Genomic DNA, 539 nt, shown 5'->3' with positions numbered 1-539 from the left:
AAATCATACGACCAGACGCAGTATTTTACATTCTGCTGCATTATATAAAATACAAGAAAACCATTATTAACCTTTTAATCACCACCTTTATGAAGAAGATTTTAAATTATTTATTCGTGTTATGCCTGCTCGTTGGAGCATACGGTTGCAGCGATGATGACAGAGATGTAAAACGGATTTATCCGGAGGAAAAACAAGAACCTTTTGAAAGAGAGAATTTGAAAGGACATTTAGAATATGACAAATTCTATAAAAGATGGGTAATTTATCCTGATGCTAGCGAATGGAAGGAATTTCGACCTGGAGTTATTTTTTTCATTGAAAATATGAAAGACGAATACAAGGCTTATGAAGGACGTATCACCTTTAGTGGTACTCTTTTATATCTATATTATGAACCTCAAAGACCGCTAACAGATTTTCATTGTGGATTTTACATTCATTCCCTTTATCTAAAAGACATCCAGAAAAGAGAGCTAACAGAAGAAGATTTCAACAATCACTAAACAATAACCTTAAAATCATTTTATGATGAACAA

At 32.5% G+C, this 539-nt stretch carries 1 protein-coding gene; it reads left to right on the top strand.

From position 1 onward, the window contains the following. A partial coding sequence (locus IR173_RS18000; protein ID WP_237040872.1) for a hypothetical protein occupies positions 1-506 on the top strand: 506 nt, incomplete at its 5' end. Positions 507-539 lie beyond the last annotated feature (33 nt).

Origin of the sequence: Phocaeicola faecalis, from assembly GCF_021730445.1 — a bacterium.
GTDB classification, from domain to species: domain Bacteria; phylum Bacteroidota; class Bacteroidia; order Bacteroidales; family Bacteroidaceae; genus Phocaeicola; species Phocaeicola faecalis.
The sequence above is the reverse complement of the archived record's forward strand: the minus strand, read 5'-3'. Positions and strand labels throughout refer to the sequence as shown.